This is a genomic window from Nocardia sp. BSTN01 (assembly GCF_015354405.1).
Lineage (GTDB): Bacteria > Actinomycetota > Actinomycetes > Mycobacteriales > Mycobacteriaceae > Nocardia.
Genome location: NZ_JADKYP010000003.1, coordinates 188,830 through 215,711, shown reverse-complemented (window position 1 = coordinate 215,711; position 26,882 = coordinate 188,830). Strand labels below are relative to the sequence as shown.

Below are 26,882 nucleotides of genomic sequence, written 5' to 3'. Positions count from 1 at the left end.
AATGCCGACCATGGCGTGGATCGTGCTGGTGCTGTCCGGAGTCTTCGAAGCCGTCTGGGCCACCGCGCTGGGGAAATCGCACGGCCTCACCCGCATCGTGCCGTCACTGGTCTTCGCGGCCGCGCTGGTGGCCTCGATGTCGGGTCTCGCGTATGCGATGCGCACGCTGCCCGTGGGGACCTCGTACGCGGTGTGGGTGGGCATCGGCGCCGCGCTCACCGTGCTGTACGGGATGATGACCGGGACCGAGCAGGCCTCCCTGGTGAAGATCGTGTTGCTGTTGCTGATCGTCGCCGGCGTGGTGGGCCTGAAGGTGACGGCGCACTGATCCGGCGGAGTATCCGAGCAATCCCTCCGGGCGCGAGGACGGCAGTGCAAGCGGCCCGGATGCCATCCGGAGCCGCGTACGCCGACTGCCGCCCGATCGTCCACTCCAGGTGCGCGGCCGCGTACCCCGGCTGCGTGTTATCGACCGTGACGCGCCGGCCGGGCGGAGCCGGCCGAATGCGGTTGCGCGTGAACGCGTTTCGTTCCGCCGGCCGAGCGTGCGGAACCCGGCGAGCGGCCCGACGAACCGCGCTCGGTCCGGCCCGTTCCGGCGGCGCCGCGTTCGCGCGCCGACTGCTTGCCGCCTGTGCGGGCAGGGCCGTCGCGGAGTTCGCGAGCGGGCCGCCCTCCTCCGCTCCGTCGGTTGTCCGATGCGGCGGCGCGGTCGTTGTCCACGGCGCTCCGGCGCCGTGACGTGGCACGGCCGTCGGTATCCGTGGTGCGGCCGCTGTGCGCCGATTCGCCGCGTTCGCTCCTCGTCGCCGGGCCACGTCGCCGAGGTTTGCGGGCCGCGCTGTCGGCTCGGGCGGGGCGGCGGGAATTCTGCTCGGCGCGTTCGGGTTTCGCGGCGGGCGCAACCGGCGCCGCGACCGTGCCGACCAATGCGGTGACCTGGGCCGAATCCGGGCTCACCTGCTGCGGGCGGACGTCGAGTCCGGCCTTGCGCAGCAGTACCGCGACGTCCTTGCGCTGTTCCGGCAGCATGATCGTCACGACGTCGCCGGTGCTACCGGCGCGGGCGGTGCGCCCCGAGCGGTGCAGATAGGCCTTGTGTTCGGCGGGCGGGTCGACATGCACGACGAGTTCGACATCGTCGACGTGGACGCCGCGGGCCGCGATATCGGTCGCGACCAGGACGCGCGTGGTGCCGTCGGCGAAGGCGGCCAGATTGCGGTCGCGCGCGACCTGCGACAGATTGCCGTGCAGATCGGCGGCCGGAATCCCGGCGGTGGTGAGCTGCTTGGCCAGCCGTCGCGCATGATGTTTGGTGCGCATGAACAGGATTCGCCGCCCCGTTCCGGAGGCGAGGGTGTGGACCAGCGCGCGCTTGGCCTCGCTGTCACCGATCTCGAAGACGTGATGGGTCATCGCGGGCACCGGTGAGTGGGCCTCGTCGACCGTGTGCGACAACGGATTTCGCAGGAAGCGCTGCACCAGTTTGTTCACGCCGTTGTCCAGGGTGGCGGAGAACAGCATCCGCTGACCGTCGGCGGGGGTCGCGGCCAGGATTCGGGTGACGCCGGGCAGGAAGCCGAGATCGGCCATGTGGTCGGCCTCGTCCAGCACGGTGATCCGCACCTCGTCCAGGGCGACCAGGCCCTGTTTGATCAGATCCTCCAGCCGGCCCGGGCAGGCGACGACGATATCCGCCCCCGAGCGCAGCTCGCGGACCTGACGAGCCTGCGGCACCCCGCCGAACACCGTCACCACCCGCAGCTCGCAGGCCTCGGTCAGTGGCTGGAGGGTCGCCGCGATCTGAGTGGCCAGTTCGCGGGTGGGCGCCAGCACCAGACCCGCGGGCCGGCCCGGGACGCGCCGGCGACCGAGCCGATGCAGCCGGTCGACCATCGGAATCGAGAAGGCGAGCGTCTTACCGCTGCCGGTGCGCCCGCGAGCGAGCACATCGCGGCCGGCCAGCGTGTCCGGAAGCGTCGCGGCCTGGATCGGCAGCGGTGCCGTGAAACCCTGCGCGGTCAGCGCGCGCACCAGCGGAGCGCCGACGCCGAGGGCGTCGAACGTGGTGGCAGGGCTCGATGAACGAGTCGTCATGAGTAGTCGTGGTGCCTTTCGAGCAGCAGAGGTGAACCGCAGCGGCGCTGGGGTTGCAGCGGTGCTGTGCTGCCGCCGCGCTGGGGTTGGGGACCCGCGCGGAGACCGACCGCTGGTGGCCGACGCGAAGAGTAGACATCCACGACGGAGGGAGAACGAGTTACCGATACTCCTCGATCAGCCTATCCCGTCCCGGCGGTTTCCCCGGTATCGCGGGAGAGTGACGGTTCTCTCCTCACCGGGCGACGTGGATCACCGGGCCGCGTGGACCGCTGTGCGGGTTCACAGGTTTCTCCCAGCGCCGTCCCAGCCGGTCGGCGGCGCGGCCGACCATCATGGCAGCCATGACCGAAACTGCTATCGCGCCGGACCGGCCGGCGGACGGCGTGACGACGCCCGGTCGGGGCCGCACCCGAAGCCTGCCGTGGGAGTACCTGGGACTCACCGCGCTGCTGGGCGGCACCGCGATCGCCTATCTGTGGAATCTGAGTGCGAACGGCTGGGCCAATTCCTTCTATGCCGCCGCGGTGCAGTCCGGTGCGAAATCGTGGAAGGCGTTCTTCTTCGGTTCCTCGGACTGGGGCAATTCGATCACCGTCGACAAGACACCGGCGTCGCTGTGGCCGATGGAGATCTCGGCTCGCCTTTTCGGGATGAACAGCTGGAGCATGCTGATCCCGCAGGTGCTGATCGCGGTGGCCGCGGTGGCCCTGCTTTGGTCGACGCTGCGCCGGACCTTCGGCCCGGGGGCCGGGCTGCTCGGCGGGCTGGCACTCGCGGTGACGCCGGTGGCCACGCTCATGTTCCGCTACAACAACCCGGACGCGCTACTGGTCCTGCTGATGATCGCCGCGGTGTGGGCGATGACGCGCGCGCTCGAGGACGGCCGGTGGCGCTGGCTGCTGCTGTGCGGCGGCTTCGTCGGACTCGGATTCCTGGCCAAGCAGTTGCAGGTGTTGCTGGTCGTGCCCGCGCTGGCGCTGACCTATCTGTTCGCCGGGCCGCCCCGGCTGGGTAAGCGCCTGCTGCAACTGCTCGCCGCCGGTGCCGCGCTGGTGGTCGGCGCCGGCTGGTGGGTGTTGGTCGCGCAACTGTGGCCGGCCGATTCGCGGCCGTATTTCGGTGGTTCCAAACATAATTCGATCATCGAGCTGACGCTCGGCTACAACGGACTGCAGCGGCTCGGCGTCGATTCCGGCGGCGGATTCGGCGGTCCGCCCGGACCCGGCGGGCGTGGCCACGGACCGTCGTTCGGTTCGGAGGCCGGAATCACGCGGCTGTTCAGCGAGACCGTCGGCGGTCAGATCGCCTGGTTGATCCCGGCGGCGCTGATCCTGTGCGTCACGGCTGTCGTGCTGTGCGGCAAGGCGTCCCGCACCGACACCCGGCGGGCCGCACTGCTGCTGTGGGGTGGCTGGGCGCTGGTCACCGCCCTGGTGTTCAGCTTCATGAAGGGAATCTTCCACCAGTACTACACCGTTGCCCTGGCCCCCGGCGTCGCCGGTGCGGCGGCGATCGGGGCGGTGGTGCTGTGGCGGCAGCGCGATCGGCTCGGTGTCCGTCTCGTTCTGGCCGCTGCCGCCGCGCTGACGACGGTCACCGCGGTGATACTGCTCGATCGCACCCCGGATTTCGTGCCGTGGTTGCGGTGGATCATCGGCGTCGCCGGTGCAGTCGCGACCGTCGCGCTGGTGATACCGCAACCGCGCCGGACAGCCGCCTGGACAGCCGTCCTCGCAGTGGCCGTCGCGATCGCCGGACCGGTGGCCTACTCGATCCAGACCATCGCTACCGCCCACAACGGCGGGATCGTCCTGGCCGGACCGAAGACCAGCGGCGGGTTCGGCTTCGGCTTCGGACCGGGCGGCCCCGGTGGTGCGTGTGGACCCGCCGGGCCGGGTATGCCGGGCGGTACCGGCAGCGGACCGTCCACACCCGCACCGGGCACGAACGGAACTCGTCCGGGTGCCCCGGGCCAGGAGGTAGCCGGCGCCCCGTCTGCTGGGTCGGAGAACGGATGCGCTGCGGCCGGACCCGGCGCAGGACCGGCGGACAACGGTTCGGATTCGGCCGGTGCCGCCCAGGCTCCCGGACAACCGGGCCGGGCGCCCCGGTCCGGCGAGCCGGCGGCTACCGCACCCGGCGCAGGGCAGCGCGCGGTCACCGACCGTCCTGCCGGTCCCGGTATGGGTGAGCGGACGAATCAGCAGTTGATCGATCTGCTGAAGAACAACGGCGCCGGCTACACGTGGGCGGCCGCGGCGATCAGCTCGATGGGTGCCGCGGACCTACAGCTCGATTCGGGCTACGCGGTCATGCCGATCGGCGGATTCGGTGGCGGCGATCCGTCCCCGACCCTCGATCAGTTCCGCGCCGATGTCGCACAGGGGCGCATCCACTACTTCGTCGGGTCCGAGCGGCGCGGCCCCGGATCGGCGGAGACCTCGGCGGCGAGCCGGATCGCCCAGTGGGTCGAGAGTACGTACGCGGCGACCGATGTCGGCGGTACCAAGGTCTACGACCTGACGGCGCCGACGGCCGCCCGATAACCCGCGGCGCGGGGCGGCCCTGCGTCGCCACCGCCTCGGTTCGGTGCGGCAGACTGCGACCATGACCGGAGCCACGGCGTCGACATACAGTGCGGGAGTTCTGCTGTTCCGGCATGCCCCGCGGCTGCAGGTGTTGCTCGGACATATGGGCGGTCCGTACTGGGCGCGCAAGGATGCCGGTGCCTGGTCGGTCCCCAAGGGCGAGTACGCACCGGATTCCGAGGATGCCCGGACGGCCGCGGCGCGTGAGTTCACCGAGGAACTGGGCCTGCCCGTACCCGACGGTGACTGGATCGCGCTGGGGGAGTCACAGTACGGCAGCGGCCGCTCCCGCAAGCGGGTCACCGTGTGGGCGGTGGCCGGTGACCTGGATCCGGAGCAGGTGGTCCCCGGCACCTTCGAGATGCAGTGGCCGCCGAGATCCGGCCGCATGCAGACGTTCCCGGAGATCGATCGGGTCCAGTGGCTCGAACCGGAGCTCGCCCGCGAGAAGATCGTCACTGGTCAGCGTCCGTTTCTGGACCGTCTCACCGAGGTGCTCGCTGAGGGCTGAGGTTCAGCGGTAGTCGTCGGCGATCCCTTCGCCACCGGATTCGACGAGGCGGACGCCCTGGAGTTCGTGGACGGTCAGCCGATGGGCGGGGCGCGCCGCGTCCCACGTCGGGACGAGGTTGCGGCGACGCGCGGCGTAGGCGGTCATGAGATCGCGTGCCAGCCGGGCCGGCGATATGCGGTCGACCGCGGCCCGCCGCAGAATCACCACCAGCAGATGGTGCGGAACGTCCTCGGGATCGCCGAGCGGCCGGAAAGTCCTCGCCCGCACCGGAACCGCCAGCGGCGCAGCGGTTTCCGCGTCCAAGAATTCGGTGATCGCCTCCGGCAGTTCGGCCGCGGCCACCGGCGTCGGCACCAGTCGTGGCAGAACCGCGGCGGTCGCGGACAAAACGCGCGGCGCGGCGCTCGAACCGGGCATCGGGTACACGGTGCGGAGCTGTTCGTGCCGCGCGATCAGATCGGCGAAGGCGTCGCGCAGTCCGACGGCATAGAGATATCCCGTGAAATGCACGGTGAACGATGCCGTCCCCGGGGGCGTCGGATCGACAGGCGGCACGGCGGGGACCACCGCGGTGGTAGAGCGCAGTTCCATGCGGCATTTCCGTTCCTCGTTCGTACCCCAGTCCCGGCGGGCACACGCGGAGCCTAACTCCGAACACGCGTCCGCGCTGTTCGACGGGTACGGGCGAGGGTTATCGGCCGTACGGCCAGCGCCAGTCGGCCACCTCCGGCATATCGGCGCCGTGCTCGCGTGTCCAGATACGCGCGGCCAGACGGGCGTCGGCCATGTCCTGGCGCAGTCCGGCCGCCTGGGTGCCCAGTCCGGGAACGCGGTCGATCACATCCATCACCAGGTGATAGCGGTCGAGGTCGTTGAGCATCACCATGTCGAACGGGGTCGTGGTGGTGCCTTTCTCCTTGTATCCGCGCACGTGCAGCCCGGCATGGTTGGTGCGCCGATAGGTGAGCCGGTGAATCAGCCAGGGATAGCCGTGGAAGGCGAAGATGATCGGCCGATCTCGGGTGAACAAGGTGTCGAATTCGCGATCGGGCAGGCCGTGCGGATGTTCGTCCGCCGGCAGCAGCCGCATCAGATCGACCACGTTCACCACGCGAATGCGCAACCGCGGCAGCCGTTCCCGCAGAATGGCGGCGGCCGCCAGCGTCTCCAGGGTCGGTACATCGCCGGCGCAGGCCAGCACCACATCGGGCGTCGTGCCCGTCTCGTCGTTGTGGCCGGCCCATTCCCAGATACCGGCCCCGCGGGCACAGTGCAGACGCGCCTCGTCGACCGACAGCCAATCCGCCTGCGGCTGTTTGCCGGCCACCACCACGTTCACGTAATGACGGGAACGCAGGCAGTGGTCGTAGGTCGACAGCAGCGTGTTGGCGTCCGGCGGCAGATAGACGCGCACGATCGAAGGCTGCTTGTTCATCACCACATCGAGGAAACCCGGGTCCTGATGGGTGAATCCGTTGTGATCCTGCCGCCACACATGGGAGGTCAGCAGATAATTCAGGCTCGGAACGGGCCGGCGCCACGGCACCGCGCCGCTGGCGTCCAGCCATTTCGCGTGCTGGTTGAACATCGCGTCGACGATGTGGATGAACGCCTCGTAGCAGGTGAACACGCCGTGGCGCCCGGTGAGCAGATAGCCCTCCAGCAGGCCCTGGCACATATGTTCCGACAGCACCTCGATCACGCGGCCGCGCCGGTCCAATTTCACGTCGAATTCCCCGATGTCGGCCTGCCAGTTGCGGCCGGTGACGGTGAGGACGTCCTGGAGCCGGTTACTGGCCAATTCGTCGGGTGCGAAGATCAGGAAATTGTCGCGGTTGGCAGCGGTGACGTCGCGCAGCCACGTACCCAGCACCTGGGTGGCCTCGTGCGAGGTGGCGCCCGGCACGGGGACCTCCACGCCGTAGCGCCGCCAATCGGGCAGTCGCAGATCCTGCATCGTCGCGCCGCCGTTGGCCACCGGATTCGCGCTCATCCGCCGCGGCCCCGCCGGGACCTGGCGCAGCAACTGCGGATACGGTCGGCCGTCCTCGTCGAACAATTCCGCGGGACGATACGACTGCAGCCACTGCTCGAGCACCCGGCGGTGACCGTCGTCGGAACGCGCGGCCGGGAGCGGCACCTGATGGGCGCGGAAGGTGCCCTCCACCTGGTCGCCGTCGACCACCGGCGGGCACGTCCAGCCCTTCGGCGTGCGCAGCACGATCATCGGCCAGCGGGGACGTGTCCCATCGGCACTCTGGCGCGCGGCGCGCTGGAACTCGGCGATGCGGTCCAGGCCGCGATCCAGCGCGGCGGCCATCGCCTGGTGGACGGCCGCGGGGTCGTGCCCGGCGACGATGATCGGGTCGTAGCCGTAACCGTGCAGCAGCGACAGCAGTTCGGATTCCGGAATGCGGGCCAGCAGGGTCGGATTCGCGATCTTGTATTCGTTGAGCGCCAGAATCGGCAGCACCGCGCCGTCGCGCGCCGGATTGAGGAATTTGTTCGCGTGCCAGCTGGTCGCCAGCGGCCCGGTCTCGGCCTCGCCGTCGCCGATCACGCAGAACACCGTCAGGTCGGGATGGTCGAGCGCGGCGCCGTAGGCGTGCAGCAGGGAATAGCCGAGTTCGCCGCCCTCGTGGAAGGAACCGGGTGTCTCGGGCGCGCAATGGCTGGGCACGCCGCCGGGATAGGAGAACTGGGCGAACAGCGCGCCCATTCCCGTCCCGTCGCGCGAAATATTGCTGTACAGCTCGGAATACGTGCCTTCCAGCCAGGCACACGCATTCGGCCCCGGACCCCCGTGTCCCGGCCCGGCGACGAAGACCGCGTCCAGATCGCGGGCCCGGATCGCCCGATTGGCATGGGCCCACACCAGATTCAGTCCCGGCACGGTTCCGAAATGCCCGAGCAGACGCGGTTTGATGTGCTCGGCCGCCAGCGGGGTGCGCAGCAGGGGATTGGCCGTCAGATAGATCTGGCCCACCGCCAGATAGTTCGCCGCGCGCCACCACGCGTCCAGATCGGCGAGTTCGTCCGGTGAGAGCGGGCCGGGGACCTCGGCCAGCCGATACGGTTCGGGTGCGATCGTGGCCCCGCCGCTGCCGCCGATATTGTCGGCCGCCGTATCCGCGCCGGTCGGGTCGGTGGCCGGGACCCGTCCTTCCGAACTCGCCAAGTCGGTCACGATCGTGCTCCTCGCAGTGGGGTGTTCGGGTAACCGCTTCGGATGGAGACTCGACGCCAGGCTACCGGGCCGCGACGATCCCGGGTCGATCCGCACCCGCAGCCCGGGTATCCGCACCCGCTGCCGGAAAACCTCCCGTGTCCGCCGGATCGGGCAGCGGTGACGGGGCCCACAGCCGGTCGGTCCGCCGCACCGATTAGGGTGCGGCGCATGCAGACTTTGGCCAGGATCATCGGCACGGCCGCCGTCGCGGTCGCGGCGGTCGCCCTCACCGCCTGCGGCGGCAACGACGACAACGGCTCGGCGACGACCTCGAGCACCGTCGCGGGCGCCCAGCCGACCGCGGGCACCTCGGCCGCCGCGGCTCCCACGGCGAGCCACGGCCGCGAATGCACCGCCGACGACATCGGTGTCACCGGCGGCTTCGGCCAGGCGCCGACCATCACCATTCCGGACAACTGCGATCCGCCGAAGCAGCTGGTCACCAAGGATCTCGTCGAGGGCACCGGCCCGGCGGCGGCGACCGGCCAGCCGGTGGAGATGAACTACACGCTGGTCACCTGGTCGGACAAGAAGAAGCTGGACAGCTCCTTCGACCGCGGCCAGACCTTCCCGCTCACCCTGGGTACCGGTGAGGTCATCCAGGGCTGGGACCAGGGCCTGATCGGCATCAAACAGGGCGGCCGCCGCCTGCTGATCATTCCGCCGGACCTCGGCTACGGCCAGGGCGGCCAGGGTGTGAAGCCCAACGAAACCCTCGTCTTCGTCACCGATGCCGTGAAGGTCGGTTGATCGACGGCGTCGGCGACAAAGCCGCCGCCGAACGAGGCGGGCCAGCCGATTGCGGCCCGAATACCGCTGTCGACTACCCTTGATCGGATGCGATTTCGGGGGGAAACAGCGCCGTTGCATGGCGGCACCCGAACATCGTCGCCGGCGGATCACACCTCCGTCCGGCGACCACCCAGACCAGTGAACAACGAACAAGGAGCATGTCCGTGAAGAGCACCGTCGAGCAGCTGAGCCCGACCCGGGTCCGCATCAATGTCGAGGTGCCCTTCGAGGAGCTGAAGCCGGACTTCGACAAGGCGTACCGGGCGCTGGCCCAGCAGGTTCGCATTCCCGGCTTCCGTCCGGGCAAGGCCCCGGCCAAGCTGCTCGAGGCCCGCCTCGGTCGCGGCGCCATCCTGGAGCAGGTCGTCAACGACGCGCTGCCGGCGCGCTACAGCGAGGCCGTCACCGCCTCCGAGGTGAAGGTGCTCGGCCAGCCCGAGATCGAGATCACCAAGATCGAGGACGGCGACGAGCTGGCGTTCACCGCCGAGGTCGACGTCCGTCCCGAGATCGCGCTGCCCGACTACGAGAGCATCGAGGTCACCGTCGATCCGCTGAGCATCGGCGACGAGGACATCGACCAGCAGCTGCAGTCGCTGCGCCAGCGCTTCGGCACCCTGAAGAGCGTCGAGCGCGCCGTGCAGGAGGGCGACTTCGTCTCCATCGACCTGTCGGCCACCGTGGACGGCGAAGAGGTCTCCGAGGCGACCACGTCCGGTCTGTCGCACGAGGTCGGCTCCGGCCAGCTGATCGAGGGCCTGGACGACACCCTCGTCGGCCTGAAGGCGGAGGAGTCCAAGGACTTCACCTCCACCCTGGTGGCCGGCGAGCACGCCGGTAAGGAAGCCGTCATCACCGTGAAGGTGAACTCGGTCAAGGAGCGCGAGCTGCCCGAGGCCGACGACGAATTCGCCCAGATGGCAAGCGAATTCGACACCATCGACGAGCTGAAGGAAGATCTGCGCAAGCGGGTCGAGCAGAGCAAGAAGGTGCAGCAGGCCGGCGAGATCCGCGACAAGGTGCTCGAGGCGCTGCTGGACAAGACCGAGGTGCCGCTGCCCGAGGCCGCGGTGCAGGCCGAGGTCGACGCCGTGCTGCACGACGCGGTGCACGGATTCGACCACGACGAGGCGAAGTTCGCCGAGGCGCTCGAGGCCCAGGGCAGCACCCGCGAGGAGTTCGACAAGGACTCCAAGGAGGCCGCCGAGAAGTCGGTGAAGACCCAGCTGCTGCTGGACGCGGTCGCCGAATCGGAGAACACCCAGGTCGGCCAGCAGGAGCTGACCGAGCGGATCCTGTTCCAGTCGCAGCGCTACGGCATGGCGCCGGAACAGTTCATCCAGCAGATCCAGCAGGCTGGACAGCTCGGCGCGATCTTCGCCGACGTGCGCCGCGGTAAGGCGCTGGCCGGCGTGGTGCTCAAGGCCAAGGTCACCGCTACCGACGGCAACACGGTCGACACCGCCGAGATGTTCGGTGAGCCGGCCGAGACGGGGTCGGATTCCGAGGGCGCCGCGGAGTCGGCCGAGAACGCCGCCGAGTAGCCCATCGGCGACGTATGAGTCAGCTGTAAGCGAAGCAAGGCGGTACCGGGAGTTCGGTGCCGCCTTGTTTCGTTAGGGTTTGTGTCAACCGAATCAGGCCGCGGTCGGACGTCGGGGACGGAGGCGGTAGCTTGCGTAACCACGAAGGGCCCCGGAAGACCGCATATTGGACAGAGGCTGTGCCGGCAGGCATCGTGCCGGCGAGAGAGGGCAGGTATCCGTGACAATCAATCAGGCTGTGGCACCTTTGAAGTCGGGGCCGGTCATGACATCCGCGACTGCTGGGCTCAACCTCAGTGATTCGGTGTACGAGCGTTTGCTCCGCGACCGCATCATCTTCCTGGGCACCCAGGTCGACGACGACATCGCCAACAAGCTGTGCGCGCAGATCCTGCTGCTCACGGCCGAGGACCCGAACCGCGACATCTCGCTCTACATCAACTCCCCCGGTGGGTCGGTCACCGCGGGCATGGCCATCTACGACACCATGCAGTACGCCGAATGTGATATCGCGACCATCGCGTTCGGCCTCGCGGCCTCGATGGGTCAGTTCCTGCTCACCGCCGGTAGCAAGGGCAAGCGCTTCGCGCTGCCGCACACCCGGATCATGATGCACCAGCCCTCCGCCGGTATCGGCGGTAGCGCGGCCGACATCTCGATCTACGCCGAGCAGCTCGCCCACACCAAGCGGGAGTTGAACGAACTGCAGGCGCAGCACACCGGACAGTCCATCGAACAGGTGACCGCCGACGCCGACCGCGACCGCTGGTTCACCGCTGACCAGGCGTTGGAGTACGGCTTCATCGACCGCGTGATCACCAATGCCCGCCAGGCGAACGGCGCCGGTAACTGAGCGCGAAACCGCTCATCCCCCATCGACTTTGGAGACGAAGATGACCCTGATCGACCCGCGTGCCGGCCTGTCCGGTAGCGCACCGGCGAGCCCGCAGGCCCGGTACATCCTGCCGTCGTTCATCGAGCACTCGAGCTTCGGCGTCAAGGAGTCCAACCCCTACAACAAGCTGTTCGAGGAGCGCATCATCTTCCTCGGCGTGCAGGTGGACGACGCCTCGGCCAACGACATCATGGCGCAGCTGCTGGTGCTGGAGTCGCTCGATCCCGACCGCGACATCACCATGTACATCAACTCGCCCGGTGGTTCCTTCACCTCGCTGATGGCCATCTACGACACCATGCAGTACGTGCGTGCCGATGTCGCGACGGTCTGCCTGGGCCAGGCGGCCTCCGCGGCGGCGGTCCTGCTGGCAGCCGGTACCCCGGGTAAGCGGGCCTGCCTGCCCAACGCCCGCGTGCTGATCCACCAGCCGTCGCTGGAGGGTGGCATCCAGGGCCAGGTCTCCGATCTGGAGATCCAGGCCGCCGAGATCGAGCGCATGCGCCGGTTGATGGAGACCACGCTGGCCCGCCACACCGGTAAGGATGCCGACACCATCCGCAAGGACACCGATCGTGACAAGATCCTGACCGCCGACGAGGCCAAGGATTACGGAATCATCGACACGGTGTTCGACTACCGCAAGCTGAGCGCCCAGAAGAAGTGAATCCGGCCGCGGGGCTCGCCGAGCGGGCCCCGCGGACGCTGATCCGGGCGGCGGAGCGAGGTCGGCACCGCCCGGATCGGCAGCCGGGACGGCCGTGGTGAGAGCGCGTCGGGTGAGCTTTCCGACACTCTCTCCGCGAGAAACATCCTCGAGTTGTCGACCTCCGTCGCGTCGACCGGGTACGGTCGGTCTAGGGACCTTGGCTCATGGGGTGTCGGCACAAACGACCGACCCGGACGACATACGCCGAAGTGCGAGAATCCGATCGACGCGCGACACTGATCGGATGCACGGCGGGTAGCGTTGTTCGAAGGCGGCTTGTCGGCATCCGGGACAGACGGTTGCACGCGGACAAGGAAGTAGGGACCCACGAGATGGCGCGCATCGGTGATGGCGGCGATCTGCTGAAATGCTCGTTCTGCGGAAAGAGTCAGAAGCAGGTCAAGAAGCTCATTGCGGGACCAGGGGTGTACATCTGCGACGAGTGCATCGACCTCTGCAACGAGATCATCGAAGAGGAGCTGGCCGAGTCGAGTGAGGTCAAACTCGACGAGCTGCCCAAGCCGGCCGAGATCCGGGAATTCCTCGAGCAGTACGTGATCGGCCAGGATTCGGCCAAGCGCACGCTGGCCGTGGCCGTCTACAACCATTACAAGCGCATCCAGGCCGGTGACAAGGGCCGCGACAGCCGCGGCGAGCCGGTCGAGCTGATGAAGTCGAACATTCTCATGCTCGGCCCCACCGGCTGCGGTAAGACCTACCTCGCGCAGACGCTGGCCAAGATGCTCAACGTCCCCTTCGCCATCGCGGACGCCACCGCGCTGACCGAGGCCGGCTATGTCGGTGAGGATGTCGAGAACATCCTGCTCAAGCTGATCCAGGCCGCCGATTACGACGTCAAGCGCGCCGAGACCGGCATCATCTACATCGACGAGGTCGACAAGATCGCCCGCAAGAGCGAGAACCCGTCGATCACCCGCGACGTCTCCGGCGAGGGCGTGCAGCAGGCGCTGCTGAAGATCCTCGAGGGCACCCAGGCGAGCGTGCCGCCGCAGGGCGGGCGCAAGCATCCGCATCAGGAATTCATCCAGATCGACACGACGAACGTGTTGTTCATCGTGGCCGGCGCCTTCGCCGGGCTGGAGAAGATCGTGCAGGACCGGGTCGGCAAGCGCGGCATCGGTTTCGGCGCCGAGGTCCGGTCCAAGGCCGAGATCGACACCGCCGATCACTTCGCCGAGGTCATGCCCGAGGATCTGATCAAGTTCGGCCTGATCCCCGAATTCATCGGCCGCCTGCCGATGGTCGCCTCGGTGACCAACCTCGACAAGGAGTCGCTGGTCCGCATCCTGTCCGAGCCGAAGAACGCACTGGTGAAGCAGTACGTGCGCCTGTTCGAGATGGACGGTGTGGACCTCGAGTTCACCAAGGATGCCCTGGAGGCGGTGGCGGATCAAGCCATCCTGCGCGGCACCGGTGCTCGCGGGCTGCGCGCCATCATGGAAGAAGTGCTGCTGCCGGTGATGTACGACATCCCCAGCCGCGACGATGTGGCCAAGGTGGTCATCAACGCCGAGACGGTGAACGACAACGTGCTGCCGACCATCGTGCCGCGCAAGCGCCAGGCGGCCGAGCGCCGCGAGAAGTCGGCCTGATCGCCAGAGCATTTCCGACAGCTGCGAAAGGGGCGGGAGGTCGAAACCTCCCGCCCCTTTTTCGTGCCCGCGATGCGGGATCGCGTCTCGCTCAGTCCTGTGCCCAGGGCACTCGACAGGAATCGGTGCTGAAGCCCTGCGCGGTGATGCCCAGCGCCGAATACGTCCGGGCGCGGGAATTCTCCAGCGCGATCTGATAACTCAACTCCACCACTCCCGCGTCGCCGAAGCGGGCCCGCAAATCCGCGATCTGCTCATCGGTGACCGTGGTGGGGGTGGCGGTCATCGCGTCGGCGTAGGCGATCGCGGCGCGCTCGTCGTCGCTGTAGGCGGCTGAGGTCCGGTAGTCCTCGATGTGCTTCAGTTTGTCGATATCGAGGTGGCTCAGCCGCATGAGCATCGTGCCGAAATCGACGCACCAGGAACAGCCGATCGTCCAGGCCACCCGGTAGACCGCGATCTCGAGCACGTCGTCGGGGACGACGGAGGTGGCGCGGCCGACCAGGGATTCGTGTGCCGCGTAGGCCGTGAGCATCTTCGGGTGATGGGCGAGCACCGCCATCGGCTCGGGCACCTCGCCGAACCTGCGCTTGCTGTAGCGGTACATGACCCGGGTCAACGGGCCCGCCTGTTGCGGCGGCACCGGGGGGATGCGGGTGGCACTCATGATTCTCCCTTCGGAGGACGGTTCACCCCTTGGACGAGACACCGGCCCGCGATGTGACGGGCCGGAAATGTGATGCCGGTCTCACCCATTCCCAGCCTAGTCACGCCGGTGAGCGGGAGCCGATAAGCATAGACATATGATATGCGACAGCATACGATATGCATATGCGTGATATTTCCGAACTGGACCGCAAGGCGGTCGACTACAGCGTGACGATCGTGTCGAAGGTGGCCGGCGCCGATCTGCACCGGCCCACACCCTGTGGCGAATGGGATCTGACCCAACTGCTCACCCATATGGCCGCGCAGCACCGCGGCTTCGCGGCCGCCGCGCGCGGCCACGGCGCCGATCCGGCCGTCTGGCGGATGGATCCGCCGGCGGATCCGGTGGCGGCATACCGCGAGGCGGCGGCCGACGTGACGGCGGCTTTCTCCGAAGCCGGTGTGCCGCAACGGGTTTTCGCCCTTCCCGAATTCGGTCCCGGGTTCACCGCTCCGGGCGGTCAGGCGATCGGCTTCCATCTCATCGACTATGTCGTGCACGGGTGGGATGTGGCCCGGGCGATCGATCTGCCCTACGCCCTGGATCCGGAACTGGCGGAGCCCGCCCTGCGGATCGCGGAGGCGGTGCCCGACGGAGACTTCCGCTCGCAACCGGGTTCGGCGTTCGCGCCCGCGGTGCCGAATGCCGCCCCCTCCGATCCGCTCGCTCGAATCCTCAGCCTGCTGGGGCGGTCGCCGTCCTGGCCGGTTGTGGTGAAATAAGCGCCCGCACAATGGAATTGCGCATTTCGGCGCTCGGGCTCGCGGCGGCGTCGGCGAAGTCGGCCGGATGGCGGCGGAAGCGGACCGGCGAGCACGTATCTTGTTCGGCATGGCGGATGCGCAGCGACCCGATCTGGCGGCGATGATCGTGCCGCTCGGACGTGCTCTGATGGCGGCCGAGCGGCCGGTACTCGAAGCGCACGGGCTGACCATGTGGGCGTATTCGGTGCTGCTCGCGCTGGGGCGGGGGCCCGCGCGTGGGCAGGGCGTGCTCGCGGAGGAGATCGGGGCCGACAAGACCCGCATCATCGCCGTTCTCGATGATCTACAGGAGCGCGGCCTGATCGAGCGCTATCCGGATCCGGCCGACCGGCGGGCCCGCCTGCTGGCCGTGACCGAGACGGGGCGGGCCCTGGCGCAGGCGGCACAGGCCGATATCCAGGCCAAGGAAGAAGCGCTGCTCGACCGCCTGGATGCGGCGGACCGGACTGGATTCCTCAACGCCCTGATGGCGCTTGCGGTGGTTCCCCGCTCCGACATCGTCGATGCCGGAGCCGATTCACAGTAGAAGTATCGAGTTGTGGCAATAGCGAGTGGAGCTGGTCGGAGCCGGTGACGACCGGTTGCCCCGTCGCGCCCGTTGCCGAAGATCGCCGTTGATCTTCCGTGGTTCGCCGTTGAACCTTTTCTCCGATGCTTGCTCATCGCCGGCGGGAGCGGCCCCGTTACTGCTGTTCGAAGGGCCTTTCCCGGCGGCTGGGCGGTAGCTTCACCTACTACGACGGCGCGGGAACCGGATATTCATCGGCGCCGGATCGCGCACTTGCACGCGCTCCCGAGGGGCGGCCACGACGACGGCGGCGGCCAGTGCGGGCAGCAGCGCGGCGGCGATCAGGCTGAGCGCGAAATTCCCGCCGCTCATCTGTTCCGGTTTGTGCGCGGCGTGGTAGATCAGGTGCGGAATCCCGAAGACCAGCCAGCCGATCCCGGCGACTCGCGCCACCACACTGTCGCGGTAGTACAGCGCCGCCAGGCTGAGCGCGCCGAGGCCGAGGAAGAACGCCCCGACGTCGATCGCCAGGTGGTGGTTGTACGGGCCGTCCATCGCGACCCAGTCCAGCCCGAAACCGGGGAAGCTGCGAAACCACGGTTCGGGCAGCAGCACCGCCCAGGCCCCGACGACGATCCCGTTGATCGCCAACAGCCACAACGAGATTCTGGTAGTCAGCCAACGGTACCGGTTGCCGTCCAGGCGCATGCGCACCTGGACCCCCTCACCCGTGCCGTGTACCGAAATCCGCATCGCGCGCCCTCCCGTCCGCCGGTTGTCGCCTTACGGTAAGCCGGGCAAAACGCCAGGGACAAGAGGTGGAACGCCTACGGGGGCGCCGTCGCGGGACTCAGATCTGTTCGCTGATCAGGTCGTCGGGTCCCCAGTAGGCCCGCATGCTCGTGATCCGGCCCTGCTCGTCGAATTCCATGGCGTCGATGGCCGAAAGCGTCATCCGGTGGCCGCCGGCCTCGCCGACGAGGGTGAACGAGACGGCGGCGTGGTTGCCGACGATGCGGGCGGCGTGCAGCTCGGTCTTGCGCTCCATGGACTCCAGCGCCTGGTAGAGCTGGCCGATGGCCTCGTGTCCGTGGCGCGGGTCGCTGCCGATCGGATCCTCGACGACGGCGTCGGGTGCGTAGAGCGACAGAATTTCCGAGGTCGGGCCGGTGGCCACCAACTGCACGTAGCGTTCGGCCGTTTCGCGGATCTGCTGCGCTGCCATGTGAACTCCCATGAATTGAAACGTGTTCTAGTTGGCAGGGTAGCAGGGTTGCGCGGATCGGGCGCCGGTTCGCGGGTCAGGTGCCGGTGGCTTCCGCGGGTGCGGTCTCGAGCCGGTCGAGCCCGCTGTAGATGTTCATCGTGTCGCCACGCAGGAAGCCGGCCAGGGTGAGGCCGTTGTCGGCGGCCAGGTCGACGGCCAGCGAACTGGGCGCCGAGACCGCGCCGAGCACCGGAATACCCGCCATGACCGCCTTCTGGACGAGTTCGAACGAAGCCCGGCCGCTGACGATCAGCAGGGTGTCGTGCGCCGGTACGCGCCCCTCGCGCAGTGCCCAGCCGATCACCTTGTCCACCGCGTTGTGCCGGCCGATGTCCTCGCGTACGGCCAGGACGGTGCCGTCGGGGGTGAACAGCCCGGCCGCGTGCAGTCCGCCGGTGGCCTCGAACACCGTTTGGCGCGAACGCAACTCGTCGGGCAGCGCGGCCAGCAGTGCCGGATCGACGCGCGGCGAGCCGGTGGGCAGCCGGAAGCGGCTGCGTGTACGCACCTGATCGAGCGCGGTGGTGCCGCACAACCCGCACGAGCTGTTGGTCACGAACCCCCGGGGCTGGACGGGAACGGCACGGCGAAGCTGGATATCGAGCACGTTGTAGGTGTTGCGACCCTGGTCGTCGGTGCCCGCGCAGTACCTCGCCGACACGATGTCGTCCGCCGACTCGATGATGTTCTCGCTGAACAGGAATCCGTGCAGCAGGTCGATGTCGTTGCCGGGGGTGCGCATGGTGACGGTCAGCGCCGTCCCGTCGACGCGCAGTTCCAGCGGCTCCTCCACGGCGAGGGTATCGGGCCGGGAGACGATGCCGGCGGGCGTGATGCGCCGGGTGGGTCTGCGCGCGGTTACTCTGCTCACAAGCTCCTCGCAGTTCTGGTCGGTGCCGCCGCGCGGCCGGGCGGTCAGGCGGTGGTGTGGCGGTGCGGTTCCAGCCGGATCACGACCGCCTTTGAGACCGGGGTGTTGGAGCGCTCGGCGACGTGGTCGAGCGGGACCAGCGGGTTGGTTTCGGGATAGTAGGCCGCGGCGTTGCCGCGCGGCGTCGCGTAGCCGACGATCCGGAAACCGGTGACCCGGCGCTCGACGCCATCGCTGAATTCGGAGATCAGATCTACGAGATCCCCGTCGGCGTAACCGAATTCGGCGATATCGTCCGGGTGCACCAGGACCACGCGCCGGGCGTTGTGGATGCCCCGATAGCGGTCGTCGAGGCCGTAGATCGTCGTGTTGTACTGGTCGTGGCTGCGCAGCGTCTGCAACAACAGCCGCCCCTGCGGGATCCGCGGCCAGTGCAGGTCGTTGACCGCGAAGTTGGCCTTTCCGGAGGCGGTGCGGAATTCACGGTTGTCGCGGGGCGGATGCGGCAGCTGGAAACCGTTGCGACCGCGCACCTTCCGGTTGTAGTCGGCGCAGCCGGGCACCACCCGGGCGATGGCGTCGCGGATGTGGTCGTAGTCGCGGCGGAACCGCTCCCAGGGCACGGGATGTTCCGGGCCGAACAACGCGAGTGCCAGCTCGCAGACGATCGCGACCTCACTGCGCAGTTCGTCGCTCACCGGCCGCAGCCGTCCGGTGGACAGATGCACCATCGACATCGAATCCTCCACCGACACCTGCTGTTTCGTCCCGTCCTGCAGATCGAGGTCGGTGCGGCCGAGGGTGGGCAGAATCAGTGCGGTACGGCCGTGCACGACGTGGCTGCGGTTGAGTTTGGTGGAAATCTGCACGGTCAGCTCGCACGCGCGCAGAGCGGCCTCGGTGACCTCGGTATCCGGGGTCGCCGAGACGAAGTTTCCACCCATACCGACGAACACCTCGGCGCGCCCGTCGCGCATGGCGCGAATGGAATCGACCGTGTCCCAGCCGTGTTCGCGGGGCGCGGTGATGCCGAATTCGGAATCGAGTGCGTCGAGGAAACCGTCGGGCATCTTCTCCCAGATGCCCATGGTCCGGTCACCCTGCACATTGGAATGTCCGCGCACCGGGCATACGCCCGCGCCCGGTTTGCCGATCATGCCGCGCAACAACAGCAGGTTCGTCGCCTCCTCGATGGTGGCGACGCCGTGGCGCTGCTGCGTCAGTCCCATGGCCCAGCAGATGATGGTGGACTTCGAGCGGGCCAGCAGCTCGGCGGTGCGGTCGAGCTGTGCGCGGGTCAGGCCCGTCGCCTCGACGACCTCGTCGAGATCCACTGCGCGCATATGCTTTTCGTATTCGGCGAATCCGGCGGTGTGCGCCTCGACGAAGATTCGGTCCACCACGGTGCCGGGGGCACGATCCTCGGCGTCGAACAGCAGTTTCGCCAGGCCCTGGAACAGGGCCATATCGCCGCCGAGGCGAATCTGCAGGAAGTCGTCGGCGATGGTGACGCCGGTGGTGAAACCCTTCACCGTCTGCGGATCCCGGAAGCCGATCAGTCCGGTCTCCGGCAGCGGATTCACCGCGATCACCGTGGCGCCGTGCGCTTTCGCGGTGCTCAGCGCCGAGAGCATGCGCGGATGGTTGGTGCCGGGGTTCTGCCCGGCCACGATGATCAGATCGGCCGCGGCGAAATCGTCGATCGACACCGACCCCTTGCCGATCCCGATCGACCGGGTGAGCGCCGCACCGGAGGATTCGTGGCACATATTCGAACAGTCGGGCAGATTGTTCGTGCCGAAGCTGCGCACCAGCAGCTGATAGAGAAAAGCCGTCTCGTTGGCGGTGCGCCCGGAGGTGTAGAACACGGCCTCGTCCGGAGAGGACAGCGCGCGCAGGGTGTCCGCGATCAGCCGGTAGGCCTGCTCCCAGGCGATGGGGGAGTAGTGGGTGTCGCCCGGTCGCAACACCATCGGGTGGGTCAGGCGTCCCTGCTGTCCGAGCCAGTACCCGGTCTTGCCGGCGAGGTCGTCCACCGAATGGGTGGCGAAGAATTCCGGCGTGACCGTGCGCAGCGTCGCCTCCTCGGCGACGGCCTTGGCCCCGTTCTCGCAGAATTCGGCCGGGCGGCGGGGACCGGTGGGTTCGGGCCACGCGCAACCGGGGCAGTCGAACCCGTGGCGCTGATTGACCCGGGCGAGGGTGCGGGCCGTGCGAACGATGCCCATCTCCTCGACGGCCCGGTCGAGGGCGACCGCGACCGCCGTGACGCCGGCGGCCTGCTCCTTCGGCGGGGTCACCGCCAGCTGGGCTTCATCGATATCGCGAGTCGGCGGTGTGCGGTGCATAGGCCCATCGTCCTCCTGTGCGTGCCGGCGCCGTCTCCGGCCCGGCCGATCGCGCGACATCGAGACCGCGAACCGGGCCGCGCGGCCGAGCCTAGGGGGTATCGTGCCGACAGACCGTGCGGCGCTGTCGGGGGATCATCGCGCACGACAGACGGTCTCGGTTCGCGCTGCGGCGCCTACGACGAGGACGGCATCATGCACGAGACGACGATCAGCGGGCCGCCCCGGCAGCGGGCGCGCCGTCGGGCCGGCGCGGTAGTGGCGGGCGGCATCCTCGGCGCCGCGGCGGTGTTCGCGCTCGCGATCCCGCAGCCGGCGAATGCCGCGGTGACCAGACTCGGCGCCACCCCCGACATGAACTTCGGTATCGCCACCAATTACGGCGACGGATGTAGTTACACCCTGCAGGCGAATGTCACCGATCCGGTAGCGCCGGTCACCTTCTACGACAACGGCGCTCCGATCGGCGTGGCGGCGCCGGGTGGGGCGTATGCGCTCATCACGTGGGTTCCGGCGGTTCGGGGACATCACACGCTGAGTGCGGTGCAGGCCGGGCAGCCCGCGCAGATGCCCGCGGCGACCCTCGATCTTCCGGTCGGCACCGGCATCCCCATCGGGTATGCCTGCCTGGTCGTGGGCGGCTAGGGCGCGCCCGGTAGTCCCGCGTCGGCGGCGAGGACGGCCAGTGCCGACTGCAGGGCGGTGCGCTGTGCGGCGGTCAAGGAGCCGGTGAAGTCGCGATCCAGCCGCTGCGCCCGTTCCTCGGTCGCGGCCAGCAATGCACGCCCGCGGTCGGTGAGGGTGAGAATCTGACGGCGGCGGTCGTCCGGATCGCGATCGCGACGGACCGCCCCGAGCCGTTCGAGATGGTCGGCCAACGCCACGACCAGGCTGGGGGCGACGCCCAGTCGAGTCGCCAGGTCCTGCTGTGAGGCGGCCACGTCGTGATCGAGGGCGACCAGCACACCGACGTGCTTGGGCTTCAGGTCCAATTCCTCGATCGCCGCGGCGAAATGATCGGTCACGATCGCGCCCAGGGTGCCGAGGCGGAAGGCGATCGTCGCGGGAACCGCGGTCTTGACGTGCTTCACGCCCCCGAGTATATCTTTGTCTGAACGATTCAGAACATGAATGATTTTTGACGGGAATTATTATGTTGATACTGTCAGTGGTCGCCAATTCGGTGGTGGCCGTGATTTCCGGTGTGTCCTGCCTGATCGGCCTGGTGCGGCCGCGTCTGGCCCTGGCGGACGGCGAAGACCTCACCTCCGCGGCGATGTTCTTTCTCGGCGTCTATGCCGCGCGGGCACTGCCGCTGAGTGTGGTGACCGTGGCCGTCCTGGTCGCGGGGAACGAGGCGGCCGCGCTACCGGTGCTGGTGGTCGCGGGACTGGCTCAGATCGGCGATGCGATGGTCGGTGGGCGCCGACGGAATACGCCGATGGCGATCACCTGCGCCGGGTTGGCGGCGGTGCACCTGGGCACGGCGGCATGGCTGTTCGCGCGGTGAACGGCCATGCCGCCCGGCGACCTCAGCCGACCCTGCTCGGAAGCTCGGCCCGATCGAATGACGCTGTGCCACCGCCCGTTTCGGACGCGTCGAGTTCGACGCCGACGGTTCCGGCGTCGTGGCTCTCCGGTCGCAAGCCGAGCAGCGCCGCCAGCACGGTCGCCGCACACGCTGTGGCGCCGACCCAGAACGCGACGGTGAACTGACTCTCCTGCGGCAGCGGCAGATGAGGCAGCAGTTTCGCGGTCAGCAAAGTGGTGATGATGGCGCTGGCCAGTGAGCTGCCGACGGTGCGGGAGATCGAATTGATGCCGTTGGCGATTCCGCTCTGGTGAGGAGGGACGCTCGCGGCGATCAGCGCCGGCATCGCCGCGTAGGCGAAGCTGATCGCGACGCCGATCACCACGCTCGCCGCGATCACCGAGCCGGTCGCATCGTGTGCCAGTGCCAGCCAGCCGAATCCGGCCGCGCCGATCGCTCCCGACAGGGCCAGTACGCGACGCCCGCCCAGCCGGCCGACCAGAATTCCGCCCGCGGGCGCGGCCAGCATCGACGACAGCGTCGCGGGCAGCAGGTACTCGACCGAGGCGCGCAGAATCGAGGCGCCGAATCCGTAACCGGCTACCCGGGAGGGCATCTGCGCCAGATACGACACGCCCATGAACTGCATGAACATCGCGAATCCGATGAACATGCCGGACAGATTGGTGAACAGCACCGGCCGGTGGGTGAACATCCGCAGATCGACCAGCGGAGTGCGCACCCGCCGCTCGGTCACCACCCAGGCCACCGCCATCGCGACCGCGCCGGCGAAGCAGACGATCGTGGTCGCGGAGGTCCAACCCCATTCGTGCCCTTGGGAAATCGGCAGTAGCAGCAGGACGAGGAAGCCGCCGAGCGTGAGCGCGCCGGGCAGATCGACGCTGCCCGGATGCCGCTTACCCGTGGCCGGCACCGCCACCGCGGCCGCGGCCAGCGCCACCACCGACAGCAGGGCGGTGAACCAGAACACGATGTGATAGTCCGGGTCGGCCCCCTTGGTCAGCAGACCGGTCGACACCAGGCCGAGGCCGCCGCCGAAGCCGAGCGTGCCGCTAACGATCGCCATCGCGTGATGCAGCCGGCGCGCCGGAATCTCTTCCCGCAGCACGGCCAGCGCGAGCGGGAAGATCGCGGTCGCGACACCTTGCAGCACCCGGCCGACCAGCAGCACGCCCAGCGAATTCGCCAGCGCCGAGACGACGGAACCGGCCGTGGCCACCGCGAGAACGCCCAGCAGGGTCGGCTTCTTGCCGTAGAGGTCGCCGATGCGGCCCAGCAGCGGTGTGAAGACCGCGGCCGACAGCAGCGTCGCAGTGGTCACCCAGGCCACGGATGTGGTCGAGACCTGCAGCTTCGTCGCGATCAGGCCCAGAATCGGCACGGCCTGGGTCTGCATGACCGTGACGATCATCGCCGCGAGGGCCAATACGCCGGTCAGCAGCGAACCTCTGCGCTCCACAGCCACCTCCAGAAAATTGAAGACCTATATGTTTGAAGACCTCAAGTATTTAAGGAGTCGACGATAGCCGTTGTCAATCGTTTGGGTAGCATCAGAGCTATGTCACCGGACACAGCGCAGAGCCCGCTGGCATTGCTGATCGCGCGATTCGTCTCGGCCTACCTGCAGGATTTCCTGACCGCGGCCGAGGGGCACGGGCTCACGCTGACCCAGGCCAAACTGCTGCTGGCGCTCAACGAACCGCCCGCCGAACTGCCCATGCGAGTGCTGGCCGACCGGATGGCGTGCGATCCGTCGAATCTGACCGGTGTCGCCGACCGCATGGAGTCGCGAGGTCTGGTCCGGCGCACGGTGAATCCCGCCGACCGGCGCGTCAAATATCTCGTGTCCACAGACTCCGGCCGTGAGCTGGCCGCACAGATCCGCGGTTCACAGGTGCGCGCGTACAAGGCGCTGGCCGAATTGGCGCCGGAGGACGAAGAGGTATTGCGGGAGCTGTTGGAACGCCTGGTCCCGAAACTGGAGAACGCGGACTAGCGCCGCGGCGGCGCTGCGTCTCAGGAGGCGAATCGTCCACTGCGCACAGCGCTGTCGCGGTGCTGCGGTGGGAAGCCCGGGCCCAGCCGCGCCGAGACGTCGGCGTGCCGCAGAGGTTCTCCGCAGTGTGCGCAGACCACCTCGGCGTGGGTGTCGTGACCGCAGGTGTCGTGGTGGACGACCACCGGCGGTCCGGCATCCGGGGCGAGCCAGCGGTCACCCCAGCGCATCATGGCCGTGAGCACCGGGAAGAAATCGCGTCCCTTGTCGGTCAGCCGGTACTCGTAGCGCACCGGGCGATCCTGGTAGGGGACCTTCTCCAGCATCTGCTCCTCCACCAGCCGGGTGAGGCGCTGGGTGAGGACGTTGCGGCTCAGACCCAGAGTGCGTTCGAAATCGTCGAAACGCGTGGTGCCGTAGAACGCTTCGCGCAGCACCAGCGGCGTCCACCAGTCGCCGATCAGATCGACCGTGCGGGCGACCGAACAGGGCCAGGTGGCGAAGGTGGTGCGCTTCATGTACCCACCGTGTCGATCCGGGCGGGGACGTATTTGTGCCACGGGGTGCCGACCCACTCGTCGCGTTCGTCGAAGGCGGTCAGCTCGTTGGGCGCCGCCCCGCTGGTGAGGACCTCGTCCGCCTCGACGACGGACAGGCCCAGGCCGTTGGGTAGCGACAGATGCCCGCTGCGCATGCGATCGGTCGGCTCGACGGTCACCTGCGCACTGCCGTTGCGGGTGGTGAGCCGCACCCGATCGCCGGAAGACAGGCCCAGCCGAAGAGCATCGGTGGTGCTGATGCGCAGCGCGCCGCCGGGATCGCGTTTGCGCCAGGCCGGATCGCGCATGATCGTGTTGGCGGTGAAGGCGCGCCGTTCCCCGGCGGCGAGGACGAACGGCCAGTCGCGGTCTTCGTCCGGTGCGGGGAGTGTGGCCAGCGCCGACAGCAGTTCCGGGACGGCGAGGCGGACGATGCCGCCGCGCACCCGGTTCCAGGTCTCGCCGACCTCGTCGTCGGTGATGACGACGCCGTGCTCGCCGGTCAGGATCGCCTCGAACAGCCGCTCCCCGGCGGTGAGACCGGTGCCGTAGCCGGCTCGCTCGACGCCGGACGGGTTCTTCCGGGCGCAGGTGTACGCGGCGGCCCACAGCACGGCGGCGGCAGCGGCGCCGTCGGGCAGCGTCGGGCCGAGGGTGCGGTAGAGCAGGATCGGGGCAAGCTTCGCCTTCGCCGGATCGGCGAGGACGGCGAGAAATGCCATGGCGAAGGCCTCGCGGCCCTGCTCGAGCGCCGCGCGCAGCGGCCGGTAATCGTCCTCGGTCAGTGCGCCGGCCGCCTCGACCAGCCGGGCATGGATCTCGGGTTCGGCGAGTACGCCCGCCGGCGCCGGGAGCACCGGATGCCGCAGATGGAAGACGTTGCGGGGGAATTCGAAGTTGAAGAAGGTCGCCTCGTACTTCTCGAACTGGGTCGGTGCGGGCAGCACGTAATCGGCCGCGCGGGCGGTTTCGGTCATCGCCACGTCGATGACGACCACCAGCTCCAGCGCCGCCAGCGCGGCGCGCATCCGGGCCGAATCCGCCAGTGAATGAACAGGATTGGCGCTCTCGATGATCATCGCGCGATAGCGGGCGGGGTGGTCGGTCAGGATCTCCTCGGTGATCACATTGCACGGCACCAGCCCGCTGATGACGCGCGCGCCCACGACCGGACTGCGCGGACCGGAGTCGGCGGGATGGCCACGATCGTGGCCGATCGCCGCCATTCCGGAGAAGGCGTACTGCGTCCCGGACTTGCCGAGATTTCCGGTGAGCAGCCAGAGCAGTTTCTCGACGTAGCTGACCAGGGTCGAGTGGCGGTTCATCTGCACGCCGAGGTCCTCGAGCGCGGCCACCGAATCCGCCGCGGCCAGGCGGTGGGTCGCCGCGGTGACCAGGTCGATCCCGACATCGGCCAGGGCGCAGTACTCCTCGATCGGCACCGTGCGCAGCACCGCCGCCACCTCGTCGAAACCTTCGGTGTGCGCGGCCAGCCAGTCGTGGTCGACCAGGTCGTCGCGGATCAGGATCGCCGCCATCGCGGCCAGCAGATAGACATCGGTCCCGGGCCGCAGTTGCAGATGGAAGTCCGCCAGTTCGGCGGTTTCGGTGCGGACCGGGTCGAGCACGATGATCGACCGCCGCGGATCGCGCGCGATCTCCTTCAATACCGAGCGGGCGCGCGGGAAGCCGTGGGATTGATACGGGTTCTTGCCGATGAACAATGCCACCTCGGCATGTTCGACGTCCGAGCGGACCGGATGGCCGGTCATCCGCGCGCCGACCCAGAAATCGCCGGTCTTCTCCTGGGCCAGCGCGCTGGATCGATAACGCATGCCGTAGGCGGCCATGGTGGCCGGAGCGTAGGCACCGCCGAGATGATTGCCCTGGCCGCCGCCACCGTAGTAGAAGATCGATTCGCCGCCGTATTCGGCGCCGATCTCGCGCATGCGCGCGGAGATCTCCGAAATGGCGGTATCCCAATCGATTTCGGCGAACGAGCCGTCGGGGTTGCGGCGCAGCGGCGCGGTCAGGCGACCGGTGCGTCCGTTCTGGTATCGATCCAGCTGCAGGGCCTTGTTGCAGGTGTAGCCCGCCGAGGAGGGGTGCAGCTTGTCGCCGCGAATCTTGTCGAAGCTGCGGCCGTCGGCGCCCAGCAGTACCTGGATGCCGCAGTTGCACTCGCACAGGATGCATGCCGTCGGATGCCAGTCGGTCATAGAGGCAGCGTAGAAGAGTTAGTTCACAAACGCTACCCGCAGATCGGGCCGATGGTCGCCGCGTCGTGCCAGGGTTGGACAGGGGCCGATGAGTTTGTCCGTTCGGCGCCGTCGTACCGGTGAGA

General features: G+C 68.4%; 25 protein-coding genes. 13 read left to right on the top strand and 12 right to left on the bottom strand.

Annotation, left to right across the window (positions count from 1 at the left end; all coding sequences use genetic code 11):
• Window positions 1-10: 10 nt before the first annotated feature.
• Window positions 11-328, top strand: a complete 318-nt coding sequence (locus IRT45_RS04425) for a multidrug efflux SMR transporter (protein ID WP_194804583.1) — start codon at window positions 11-13, stop codon at window positions 326-328.
• Between the two features lie 137 nt (window positions 329-465).
• Here the strand turns inward: IRT45_RS04425 and IRT45_RS04420 are convergent, their stop codons facing one another.
• Entirely contained in the window at window positions 466-2,097 is a 1,632-nt protein-coding gene (locus IRT45_RS04420) for a DEAD/DEAH box helicase (RefSeq protein WP_194804582.1), read from the bottom strand.
• 344 nt (window positions 2,098-2,441) lie between these two features.
• Between IRT45_RS04420 and IRT45_RS04415 the strand changes: the two genes are divergently transcribed.
• Both IRT45_RS04415 and IRT45_RS04410 read left to right on the top strand, forming a co-directional pair.
• Window positions 2,442-4,646, top strand: coding sequence for a glycosyltransferase family 39 protein (locus tag IRT45_RS04415; RefSeq protein WP_194804581.1), 2,205 nt, complete (start codon window positions 2,442-2,444; stop codon window positions 4,644-4,646).
• 61 nt (window positions 4,647-4,707) lie between these two features.
• On the top strand, window positions 4,708-5,199 hold the full coding sequence (locus IRT45_RS04410) for an NUDIX domain-containing protein (protein WP_194804580.1): 492 nt from the start codon (window positions 4,708-4,710) through the stop codon (window positions 5,197-5,199).
• Between the two features lie 3 nt (window positions 5,200-5,202).
• Here IRT45_RS04410 and IRT45_RS04405 read toward each other — a convergent pair whose 3' ends face one another.
• Window positions 5,203-5,793: a hypothetical protein gene (locus IRT45_RS04405; RefSeq protein ID WP_194804579.1), complete on the bottom strand. Its 591-nt coding sequence runs from the start codon at window positions 5,791-5,793 to the stop codon at window positions 5,203-5,205.
• A 100-nt stretch (window positions 5,794-5,893) separates the two neighbouring features.
• Window positions 5,894-8,389, bottom strand: coding sequence for a phosphoketolase (locus IRT45_RS04400; RefSeq protein WP_375540057.1), 2,496 nt, complete (start codon window positions 8,387-8,389; stop codon window positions 5,894-5,896).
• Window positions 8,390-8,599: 210 nt separating this feature from the next.
• Between IRT45_RS04400 and IRT45_RS04395 the strand changes: the two genes are divergently transcribed.
• The 5 genes from IRT45_RS04395 to clpX all read left to right on the top strand — a co-directional run bounded on the left by IRT45_RS04395 (window position 8,600) and on the right by clpX (window position 13,984).
• A complete protein-coding gene (locus tag IRT45_RS04395; protein ID WP_194804578.1) occupies window positions 8,600-9,181 on the top strand; it encodes an FKBP-type peptidyl-prolyl cis-trans isomerase in 582 nt (193 codons plus the stop codon).
• A gap of 206 nt (window positions 9,182-9,387) precedes the next feature.
• A complete protein-coding gene (tig, locus tag IRT45_RS04390) occupies window positions 9,388-10,767 on the top strand; it encodes a trigger factor (protein ID WP_194804577.1) in 1,380 nt (459 codons plus the stop codon).
• 265 nt (window positions 10,768-11,032) lie between these two features.
• Window positions 11,033-11,620, top strand: coding sequence for an ATP-dependent Clp protease proteolytic subunit (locus IRT45_RS04385; protein WP_063000731.1), 588 nt, complete (start codon window positions 11,033-11,035; stop codon window positions 11,618-11,620).
• 40 nt (window positions 11,621-11,660) lie between these two features.
• Window positions 11,661-12,329: an ATP-dependent Clp protease proteolytic subunit gene (locus IRT45_RS04380; protein WP_039777019.1), complete on the top strand. Its 669-nt coding sequence runs from the start codon at window positions 11,661-11,663 to the stop codon at window positions 12,327-12,329.
• Window positions 12,330-12,703: 374 nt separating this feature from the next.
• Window positions 12,704-13,984 carry an ATP-dependent Clp protease ATP-binding subunit ClpX gene (gene clpX / locus IRT45_RS04375; protein WP_036499502.1) on the top strand — a complete coding sequence of 427 codons (1,281 nt, stop codon included), beginning with the start codon at window positions 12,704-12,706 and terminating at the stop codon, window positions 13,982-13,984.
• 91 nt (window positions 13,985-14,075) lie between these two features.
• Here the strand turns inward: clpX and IRT45_RS04370 are convergent, their stop codons facing one another.
• Window positions 14,076-14,651: a carboxymuconolactone decarboxylase family protein gene (locus tag IRT45_RS04370; RefSeq protein ID WP_194804576.1), complete on the bottom strand. Its 576-nt coding sequence runs from the start codon at window positions 14,649-14,651 to the stop codon at window positions 14,076-14,078.
• Between the two features lie 158 nt (window positions 14,652-14,809).
• Here IRT45_RS04370 and IRT45_RS04365 point away from each other — a divergent pair, with 158 nt between their 5' ends.
• Complete coding sequence (locus IRT45_RS04365; protein WP_194804575.1) at window positions 14,810-15,415, top strand: TIGR03086 family metal-binding protein; 606 nt, start codon at window positions 14,810-14,812, stop codon at window positions 15,413-15,415.
• Between the two features lie 109 nt (window positions 15,416-15,524).
• Window positions 15,525-15,983, top strand: a complete 459-nt coding sequence (locus IRT45_RS04360) for a MarR family winged helix-turn-helix transcriptional regulator (RefSeq protein WP_194804574.1) — start codon at window positions 15,525-15,527, stop codon at window positions 15,981-15,983.
• A 201-nt stretch (window positions 15,984-16,184) separates the two neighbouring features.
• Here IRT45_RS04360 and IRT45_RS04355 read toward each other — a convergent pair whose 3' ends face one another.
• From IRT45_RS04355 to IRT45_RS04340, 4 genes are all read right to left on the bottom strand, one after another.
• Entirely contained in the window at window positions 16,185-16,718 is a 534-nt protein-coding gene (locus IRT45_RS04355) for a hypothetical protein (protein ID WP_194804573.1), read from the bottom strand.
• 97 nt (window positions 16,719-16,815) lie between these two features.
• Window positions 16,816-17,190 carry a nuclear transport factor 2 family protein gene (locus tag IRT45_RS04350; protein WP_030512726.1) on the bottom strand — a complete coding sequence of 125 codons (375 nt, stop codon included), beginning with the start codon at window positions 17,188-17,190 and terminating at the stop codon, window positions 16,816-16,818.
• A gap of 76 nt (window positions 17,191-17,266) precedes the next feature.
• Window positions 17,267-18,103 carry a formate dehydrogenase accessory sulfurtransferase FdhD gene (gene fdhD, locus IRT45_RS04345; RefSeq protein ID WP_194804572.1) on the bottom strand — a complete coding sequence of 279 codons (837 nt, stop codon included), beginning with the start codon at window positions 18,101-18,103 and terminating at the stop codon, window positions 17,267-17,269.
• Between the two features lie 44 nt (window positions 18,104-18,147).
• Window positions 18,148-20,451: an FdhF/YdeP family oxidoreductase gene (locus IRT45_RS04340; protein ID WP_194804571.1), complete on the bottom strand. Its 2,304-nt coding sequence runs from the start codon at window positions 20,449-20,451 to the stop codon at window positions 18,148-18,150.
• A 195-nt stretch (window positions 20,452-20,646) separates the two neighbouring features.
• Here IRT45_RS04340 and IRT45_RS04335 point away from each other — a divergent pair, with 195 nt between their 5' ends.
• Window positions 20,647-21,096, top strand: a complete 450-nt coding sequence (locus tag IRT45_RS04335) for a hypothetical protein (protein ID WP_194804570.1) — start codon at window positions 20,647-20,649, stop codon at window positions 21,094-21,096.
• Here IRT45_RS04335 and IRT45_RS04330 read toward each other — a convergent pair.
• Window positions 21,093-21,542, bottom strand: a complete 450-nt coding sequence (locus IRT45_RS04330) for a MarR family winged helix-turn-helix transcriptional regulator (RefSeq protein ID WP_194804569.1) — start codon at window positions 21,540-21,542, stop codon at window positions 21,093-21,095. The genes IRT45_RS04335 and IRT45_RS04330 overlap by 4 nt on opposite strands.
• 62 nt (window positions 21,543-21,604) lie before the next feature.
• On the opposite strand from IRT45_RS04330, the gene IRT45_RS04325 reads away from it, so the two are divergent.
• Window positions 21,605-21,961 (top strand): hypothetical protein, encoded by a 357-nt coding sequence (locus IRT45_RS04325; protein WP_194804568.1) that lies wholly within the window; start codon window positions 21,605-21,607, stop codon window positions 21,959-21,961.
• 22 nt (window positions 21,962-21,983) lie between these two features.
• Here IRT45_RS04325 and IRT45_RS04320 read toward each other — a convergent pair whose 3' ends face one another.
• Window positions 21,984-23,462 carry an MFS transporter gene (locus IRT45_RS04320; RefSeq protein WP_309240791.1) on the bottom strand — a complete coding sequence of 493 codons (1,479 nt, stop codon included), beginning with the start codon at window positions 23,460-23,462 and terminating at the stop codon, window positions 21,984-21,986.
• 99 nt (window positions 23,463-23,561) lie between these two features.
• Here IRT45_RS04320 and IRT45_RS04315 point away from each other — a divergent pair, with 99 nt between their 5' ends.
• Window positions 23,562-23,999: a MarR family winged helix-turn-helix transcriptional regulator gene (locus tag IRT45_RS04315; protein WP_194804567.1), complete on the top strand. Its 438-nt coding sequence runs from the start codon at window positions 23,562-23,564 to the stop codon at window positions 23,997-23,999.
• Window positions 24,000-24,019: 20 nt separating this feature from the next.
• Here IRT45_RS04315 and IRT45_RS04310 read toward each other — a convergent pair whose 3' ends face one another.
• On the bottom strand, window positions 24,020-24,517 hold the full coding sequence (locus IRT45_RS04310) for a helix-turn-helix domain-containing protein (protein ID WP_194804566.1): 498 nt from the start codon (window positions 24,515-24,517) through the stop codon (window positions 24,020-24,022).
• Window positions 24,514-26,757, bottom strand: coding sequence for a molybdopterin-dependent oxidoreductase (locus tag IRT45_RS04305; protein ID WP_194804565.1), 2,244 nt, complete (start codon window positions 26,755-26,757; stop codon window positions 24,514-24,516). Before IRT45_RS04305 ends, IRT45_RS04310 begins: the two co-directional genes overlap by 4 nt.
• Window positions 26,758-26,882: the final 125 nt, after the last annotated feature.